The sequence below is a fragment of the Paenibacillus gallinarum genome, from assembly GCF_014836635.1.
GTDB lineage: Bacteria > Bacillota > Bacilli > Paenibacillales > Paenibacillaceae > Paenibacillus > Paenibacillus gallinarum.
In genome coordinates this window covers 162,997-170,671 of the sequence record NZ_JACSQL010000011.1, presented here as the reverse complement: position 1 = coordinate 170,671, position 7,675 = coordinate 162,997, and the positions used below count along the sequence as shown (strand labels likewise).

At 38.2% G+C, this 7,675-nt stretch carries 9 protein-coding genes; all 9 read left to right on the top strand.

The genetic code is table 11. The annotated features are described in order from the left end of the window. Nucleotides 1-394: 394 nt before the first annotated feature. The 9 genes from H9647_RS20295 (at nt 395) to H9647_RS20255 (ending at nt 7,669) form a co-directional block, all read left to right on the top strand. A complete protein-coding gene (locus H9647_RS20295) occupies nt 395-637 on the top strand; it encodes a hypothetical protein (RefSeq protein ID WP_191803460.1) in 243 nt (80 codons plus the stop codon). Between the two features lie 124 nt (nt 638-761). After that, on the top strand, nt 762-3,899 hold the full coding sequence (locus H9647_RS20290) for a hypothetical protein (RefSeq protein WP_191803458.1): 3,138 nt from the start codon (nt 762-764) through the stop codon (nt 3,897-3,899). A gap of 213 nt (nt 3,900-4,112) precedes the next feature. Next, nucleotides 4,113-4,469, top strand: coding sequence for a hypothetical protein (locus tag H9647_RS20285; RefSeq protein ID WP_191803456.1), 357 nt, complete (start codon nt 4,113-4,115; stop codon nt 4,467-4,469). 281 nt (nt 4,470-4,750) lie between these two features. Next, nucleotides 4,751-4,945, top strand: a complete 195-nt coding sequence (locus tag H9647_RS20280; RefSeq protein WP_191803454.1) for a hypothetical protein — start codon at nt 4,751-4,753, stop codon at nt 4,943-4,945. 17 nt (nt 4,946-4,962) lie between these two features. After that, on the top strand, nt 4,963-5,658 hold the full coding sequence (locus H9647_RS20275; protein ID WP_191803452.1) for a hypothetical protein: 696 nt from the start codon (nt 4,963-4,965) through the stop codon (nt 5,656-5,658). A gap of 97 nt (nt 5,659-5,755) precedes the next feature. After that, the gene (locus tag H9647_RS20270; RefSeq protein WP_191803450.1) at nt 5,756-5,968 is read left to right on the top strand and encodes a hypothetical protein; all 213 of its coding nucleotides are present in this window, start codon (nt 5,756-5,758) and stop codon (nt 5,966-5,968) included. Between the two features lie 16 nt (nt 5,969-5,984). Beyond that, on the top strand, nt 5,985-6,428 hold the full coding sequence (locus H9647_RS20265; protein ID WP_191803448.1) for a hypothetical protein: 444 nt from the start codon (nt 5,985-5,987) through the stop codon (nt 6,426-6,428). Nucleotides 6,429-6,563: 135 nt separating this feature from the next. Beyond that, nucleotides 6,564-7,082, top strand: a complete 519-nt coding sequence (locus H9647_RS20260; protein WP_191803446.1) for a DUF3916 domain-containing protein — start codon at nt 6,564-6,566, stop codon at nt 7,080-7,082. Nucleotides 7,083-7,321: 239 nt separating this feature from the next. After that, complete coding sequence (locus tag H9647_RS20255) at nt 7,322-7,669, top strand: hypothetical protein (protein ID WP_191803444.1); 348 nt, start codon at nt 7,322-7,324, stop codon at nt 7,667-7,669. Nucleotides 7,670-7,675 lie beyond the last annotated feature (6 nt).

The window sequence follows — 7,675 nt, the reverse complement described above, 5'->3', positions numbered from 1 at the left end:
ACTCGCTCATGCTCGATATCATCTATTCTATTTTTAAATAGACAAAAAAGGGGACCTTTGCGGTTCCCTTTTTTTTTTATATAGCTTTATGATGATAACAAATACTCTTTTTAGTCACAGATTATAGATCGTCATTCTCCGATTAGATAGAAATTCTTCATTAAGAGATGCATTCGTTAATTCCATAGGCACCGTCCGGAATAACGTTCGGACGAGCGATTGCCGATAAATGAAGCGAGGTTATATGCTATTTAGACTTATATCAGTGATCTTCAGATAGATAATACAAAGAAGACCGAAAGGATACATGAATATGAAACTAAAACACAGTGAATATCTAGTCAATGAAGTTGAAAAGAAAATTCTAGCCCCTAGTAATTTCAATAAATTAAACTTGAAGAGGCTAGATAGCAATGAAATCAATTCTGCAGCGATACATGAACCAACATTAAATAATACATTGATTTATTTATTCTCTAAGACGATCGAAAGTACACCTGATGGAGTTATTGTATGGGATTGGGAGTTACCCCATATTGAAGTACTCCTATCTGGAAAAGTTCTTCGATTGGATCAAATTAATATTAAGAACCTCCATACGACGGTTGATATTAGCATAGAGATTTGGTTAGATTAATTACTCGCTTCAGACTTAAGTTAATCGTGATCCCTAGTACGAATCTAACGAAGCTTGAAGGAAACATCTTTGAGCCTTAACAATGTGGCTAAATGTAAAAAGAAAATAGAAAAGGAGGGACATCGTGACCTATATTTATAAACCAGACGATATGTTCTACGACGTATTATCATTGAACAACGTTTTCATCGTCACATGGTGGCTACCTGCAGCTAACGCTATTATAATTTCTTATTTAGATGATAATCAGATCATTCAGGACCTGCAGAGAGAAGAATACATCCGTGAGTATATCTATCAGCTAAACCCGAATCTTCGTACAAATAAAACAGAAGTTGTTTTTGAGAATATCGGCAATACCGGATTCATTCGCGAGTTTAACCCAGATCCAAACCAAAGCGGCGGATATCTTGGGATGCAGAGCTTTGCAAAGCGTTTGGGGCTAACCAACGCTTCCACGTACGTGAACGCACATGTCCAAAAACGTGACAAAGAAGCAAATGGTGTTAAATACGATCCAGCCTTTTACCCAGTCAAACAAACGGACCCAGACTATGACGAAAATCGTCATGGTTTCCGTTTCGGATATAACTCTAAAAACTATCACTTGACCATTTTGGCCAATTTGCTCTCTCAGGTACATCCAGATTACTTCACCCGGCGATTTATAAATAGTCCGGTGCTCGCCGAACAAGAAATACCCCTTACAGCAGGAAGTATTCGTAATTACCATAATGAGCTGCAAGAAGATATATGGCGAAACGATATGCCAAAACGGCTTACTTACGCTAAAACATTACACCAGGATCAGAAAGAGGATTACTCTAAGCTAAGCTGGTTAATGCGAAAAGGATGGATCTTAAGCGGTCGTTATATCGATGTCGCTCGTTTAAACGAAAAATCACAAGGTACCGACTTTAAACGTTTGGTTGGTACACTCGGTCTTCAGATCAAGGAATACCACAAGTTTGAAAGTAATGAACAAATCAATACGGTGGAGCAATTCGCTGATCGTTTGAGCTGTAACATCTGTGACGTTTTGAATCTTCAAACACTTTTTGAACATAGAATTTATCAAAAATCGTTTAATATACGAGGACGGCTACTCAGCGAATATCCGCAAACAATCTATGGTCAGCGAAAAGAAAGTCATCCGGAAAATCAAGAAGCACAAGTTGATACGGGTAACTATTTGAACATACGTAAAAACCGACTTACTCGTGACTCGACAAGTGCCTCATTCGTTGAATACGCCATCGCACCTTATAAGCCGATTAAAGACATTGAGAAAGTTTCCTTCATGTACCCATCGGAAATGGAAGCAAAGAAACTCGGTGTTGTACCAACAGATATCCTGGAAGACACGAAGACCTTTTTCGAAAAAAACATTACCAGTGATCCAAACGATCCTGCTCACCAGGATTTCATGCAAATTTATCAGTTTTACGATGCAATACGTGGCCGAAACTTTAACAGCTCGAAAACTTACAAAAAACATTATCCGAACGGAATCGAGAGTTTAGGTAAGTCTTATATCAGCGAATTAATGTCTACGTATAACACCAATTTGTTCTACTACCGTAAAAATGAGAATGGTCATGTCCATCGTTCTTCCTGTTTTGTTAAGTTTTCTATCGGCGGCGTTCATGGAGCTGAAATCAATATAAAACGTTTTCGAGAAGACCAAGAAGAAAGCAAGAGGGATGAAATTATCCAAGAGTACGTGAAAAGTCTGTATCCATCAATAACTGAAGCCCTCAATAGTGAATCGTCGATAAAGATCCCTGATCATTTGCAGATACCGAATCGACTAAAAGATAAAATTAGCAACGATCGCAGAATTAAGCTCCAAGAGTTCACAAAATACGGTTCACTAAAACCGAGTGCGGTTTGGCGGGACAAGATGAACAATGATCTATTCAAGAAAAACTCATCAGGTAGTTGGAGCATCCAATCAAAATATATGTATGTCAGCGCCGGAGCTAGTCATCATCAGGATTACGAGTCTTTTTATCCGTTGCTCCTTTCTCGCTTATCTGTCTTTGTAAACCCAAGCTATCATGGGTATAAAGAAAATGGTGAGCCAACAGATCCGTATTATGACATGTATTTGGAGCGTGCCGGTAAAAAGGAAGAATCAAAAGATCAGTCTCTTCCGGAAGAAGTTCGTAACGACGCAGATATAGAGCAAGATTCCCGAAAGCTGTTGATCAACGCAGCATCTGGCATGGGGGATGCAAAATTCGATAACAATATCCGTGCTAACAATGCAATTATTTCGATGCGGATCATTGGTCAGCTATTCGCATGGCGTATTGGCCAGGCACAAACACTCGCTGGTGCCCGCGTACCTTCGACCAATACAGATGGTTTATATACAATGGACATCTCAGCCGAAGAGAATGATCGCGTTCTAGAAGAAGTTTCAAAAGATATGTATATTAAAATTGATTCAGAACGACTCGACAGATTCGTATCTAAAGATTCTAATAATCGCTTGGAAAGCTATAACGGGAAGATTACCTCCGCTAAAGGGGGGACACTCAACTCCTGGGAAGGTCCGCAGCTCACCCAGAACTTAGATCATCCGGCAATCATTGATCATATTCTGGCAAAATATCTGTCCAGTAAAGCATTTGTAAATCCGGTCAACCAAGGGTTTAAACGGTCACTCGCCGATAAGATCCTTCGTGACTTCGTTAATGATCATTTACATGCCGGCACGCCACAGACCGCGCTTAGATTCTTTCAGTGGATTATTTCAAGTTCAGGGGATACTCACCGCTATGTGTATGCAAACTCATTTAATAAAGAAACCGGTGAAATCACCCTCGAAACTTTGCAGAGTCATAACCGCGTGTTCCTTATCAAGGAAGTTGGAAGGAAAGTGGTGCAAGAAGTAAGACTCGCAACACGGAGCCCCATTAATAAAGCAACATGGGATAAAAGGTACAACGATTATCAAAGAGGCGATCTCTCGTATTCTAACCTTTGGGAACATGATGTGGATGCGCTACAAATCTTACTGCAAAATGGGTTCGATCTTAAAGCTCATAACCGTAATCGCACATCCATGTACTATAGAGACGAGGCTAAATCACAAAAAATAAAAGCTATGCCCGACGATCAAAAAATCGCGCTATTCAATAGCAGTATAGATGATCTACCCAGCGATCGTGCAGCTGCTATGATTCAGGCGCTCAACTTGAATGCATACGTTGATATGGTAGAAAAGACATTTTATTTGTGGTCGAATCTATAAGAACGGCAAGCAAAATTTATACGAAAAACAGGTGACGATATGGCTGAGAGGAGCAGGCTCCATCCATCTCAGCCCATCAACCAGTAACAACTTGCAATGTATAAATCAATAAAGCCTAGAAAATAGAAAAGGTACAGTAAGTAAGGCAGCATTATTGAAAGTACTTAACTTATAAGAATTCCTGAGTACAAACACTACCAAGGAGGGTTAACAATGACAACATTAGAAGAGAAAGTTGCAAAAGCTAGCTGTGTAGTTGGTGATATAGTAATAGATGGAAATGACCCTTATTCCGAACCTCACATCATTGGGAGTGAAACTTTATTTCCTCTACTCAATGTACCGTATGCCAAGAAAGGTAAAACGGGAGATTTACATTTGATTTCCCTTAGGATGAACGACGGAAGTATAGAGTTAATAAAAGTGAGTGATATGACTCGTGAAAAAGTAAAGGAATCTAACTGCATAATAGTAGAGTCTGAAGGTTTAATGACATTATATAAACTTTATAACTGGTCGAATTCTGAATGGGAAGTATGGGAAGCAAAAGAAATAAAAATACTAAAATAAAATGAAGTAATAAAGAGGGCGTTCATATATCCATATGGGCGTCCTTTTTATTTTAAAAATAAATCCTCACCCTTCCTATAGAGCTGCCTCAGCATTTGCGGAATCATCTATAAATCATTTTTCAGAACTACATAAACGAAAAAGAGAAAACATATTTCTCCTTCTCAAACAACCTGAGAAGAAGAAATCGATTAAGGATCTGAAATAAGAGTCTAAACAAAAGTGATTGGAAGGCTCTAACAAAGTGAGACCTTAAAGCCAATGTAAAAGGAGGTACTATTATGACTTTATACACGAAACGCCCAGGAGTTCTTGCCGCGTGTGTAGGTGGAAATTGGTATCTGATCGAAGACCAAAAAGCATGGAAGTCAATCTGCTCGTTTACACCGTCCCAGCTTGGTAAAAAACATAGACTTAACAGTAATACCTATAAAAACGCAACGACTGCGCTAAAGCGCATTCATGTTGCTATATAAAAAAGGAGCGGATAATTATGACAACAGCACAAGCTATCCAAACACAAACAATTCAAGAAAGAATCACTGATCTGATTAATATTTACACTCAAGACCGGAATGAGGTCATAAAGCTTCAAGAAAAATTAAAAACCGCTGAAACAAACTTTCGAGAATCTGGACGTAATGTTGTTTTTATGCAGCGTATGGCTCAAATCGCAAGATATGATCAAAATACAACTGAATGGCAAGAAAGGTATAACGACGATTACTCTTCATCGCATGAAAACGAATGGGTCCAATTTTATGAACTCAAAGTGGCAACATACGAATTTGTGATTTCCATATCAAGAAAAAGGAATTTGAAAAAATTCAAACACGTCGTTCATGTACGTGGATCAAAAATGTCAATCTCTGAAATTATCAATGCAGTCGATAGTTCCTACCGAGATTACACTTACGTTGAAGATAAATATAGAGATGAAGAGATTAATAAAAAATTTGTCAATATCGAAGATGCGATCGCTTTCGTAGAGGAATGGAAATCTCGTCTCGAATCTGATCACGCCGAAAGTCTTCAAGAACAGCGCGATATAAATCGTCAACTCAAAGATGCAGGTCTTATTTATGACCGCGACACAGCCCGAGAGAATAGTTTCAAGCGTGGATATTATGAGGAACCACTAACATCCCTTGATGAAATTGGGATTGTTGATAAAAAAACAATTTCCTAAGTAAAACCTCTAAATGAAGAGCGTCTCACTACGAGGCGCTTAGTTCATTTAGGTGAAAAAATCTTTGATATTTTCAAGACAACTGCAGGAGGTATTTATGAAAAGGTTATCAGAAGAACAACAGAACGCCTTAACGCTGCTCAACAGCGCAATTACCGCATTGAATATCGTTAATGACAATGAATTAGGCATTATATTAGAGGATCTTGGTTATCTTCCGGAACGGGATCTTGACGAAATGAGTGGAGAACTTGATTTCTTTCTTGAACGCGGTGAGATATGCGATCGTGGAGAACTATTAAACCATTAAAGTGAGGCGTGATAACATGAAAATAGCTGTATTTGTTCCAGTAGCAATGGATTGTGTAGAGGAACCTAAAATTTTTACAGGTAATGATGCTGAGAAAAAAGCAGCAAAGGCATTCTTCGATCACACGGGCGTAGAGTATTCAGTTTTCCTAGCGGCTGAAGACAAAGGGGAAATCTTATCGTCTAGCGATACCATTGGTACGAAGATTATTACTAGTCAACTACATCAGACCGATAACATATATGAGGATCTTAATAAAGATGATATTGATTATGTAAAACAGGTACTATGCGACTTGAAGGATGCGAAATATAATGCAAATCAAGCAAGTGACAAAGCCTTGAGATTGCCCAGACAACCAGGGGAGAAAATCAGTGACTATTTATCAGATATTTACCAGCAACTAGAGATGGTAGAAACCATGATCAGTGAAATGTACCCGCAAGCTGCAGGGGAATAAACAAAGCATGAAACGTCTATAAGCGGTGACAATTTTTTGTGAAATTTTAAAATAAATAGATAACTGGTGATAGAAACGTAAAGATGCTTTATAATCAAAAATCCCAAAATAAAAAAGAAGGGACGTCTCCTCGTCATGAAATCTGAAAACAGCAAAATTCGGGGCGCCCGACGAAATGCTGATCGTATCATTCGACGCATTGAAGTATATACCGAACATTTTCCGGAAGTTAGTTCATTTCATAACGATTGCTGGCATCTCGAAATACCAGCATCACAAGCATTTCTTCGTTCAGAACGAACACCAATGAAAGAGAAACGCCGATGCATTCAAACAATGATTGATCGTGCTGAACATTTAATCCAGCAGCGTCCACCAAGTAAAGAATTATTTCAGGTCATGGTCGTCCTAGACGTCGGCGATCTTTGGAGTTCTCAAATCATTATTGGTACACGAGACGCCGATTTTGACCGCTTCATTCATCCGATCAATCCGAACCTTCGCCGAATCGAACAACCTGATCCAGGAAAACTGATACGAGATTGGGGCCTAAACATACCTCCTCACTGGCAAATCACAGGTTTTAGAGAGTTTATTCGTGAAGAGGATCGTCAATTAGAAGGAGAAATTTGGTTTATTGGAGAATGGAACTGACTCAAATCAAAACTTAAAACCCGTAGCATGTGCTATCCATTAATAATTGGGTGGCGCGATATGCTGCGGGTTTTTATATATTTATATATTAATGAGTTTTTGATTAATGGGTTCTGATCCACTCAAAAGACAAATTCCCCCTGATTAAGGCAAATTAATTTTTTCCATTTATTTTATAAATTACTAAGTATCGTCGATATATTAGATATATATATAAATAGAAAGGTGGATTAAAACTTTTGCTAAGTAGCAGCTATGAACATATAGAAAATTCAATTAAATCAACGATATACGGTATAACAGATAATTATCTTAACCATAAAATAGATAAGTTTCAGTACATGGAACAAGTACATACATGCTGTATCGTATTAGGGACACTCTGCAAAACGTTACAAACAAGTGGCTGCGATAAACAACTAATTAGTCGTTTAGCTTTACTAAGAGATGAACTAGCTAGACCAGTAATGCAAATGGTATACGACCAAATTCAAATGTATAGTCAAGAAGACGAATGTGAATTAGATCAAGAAAAAGTATATGAAATGAAATTAAAGAGATCTAAATTAAAACCACTAGCTGGTTAGATAAAT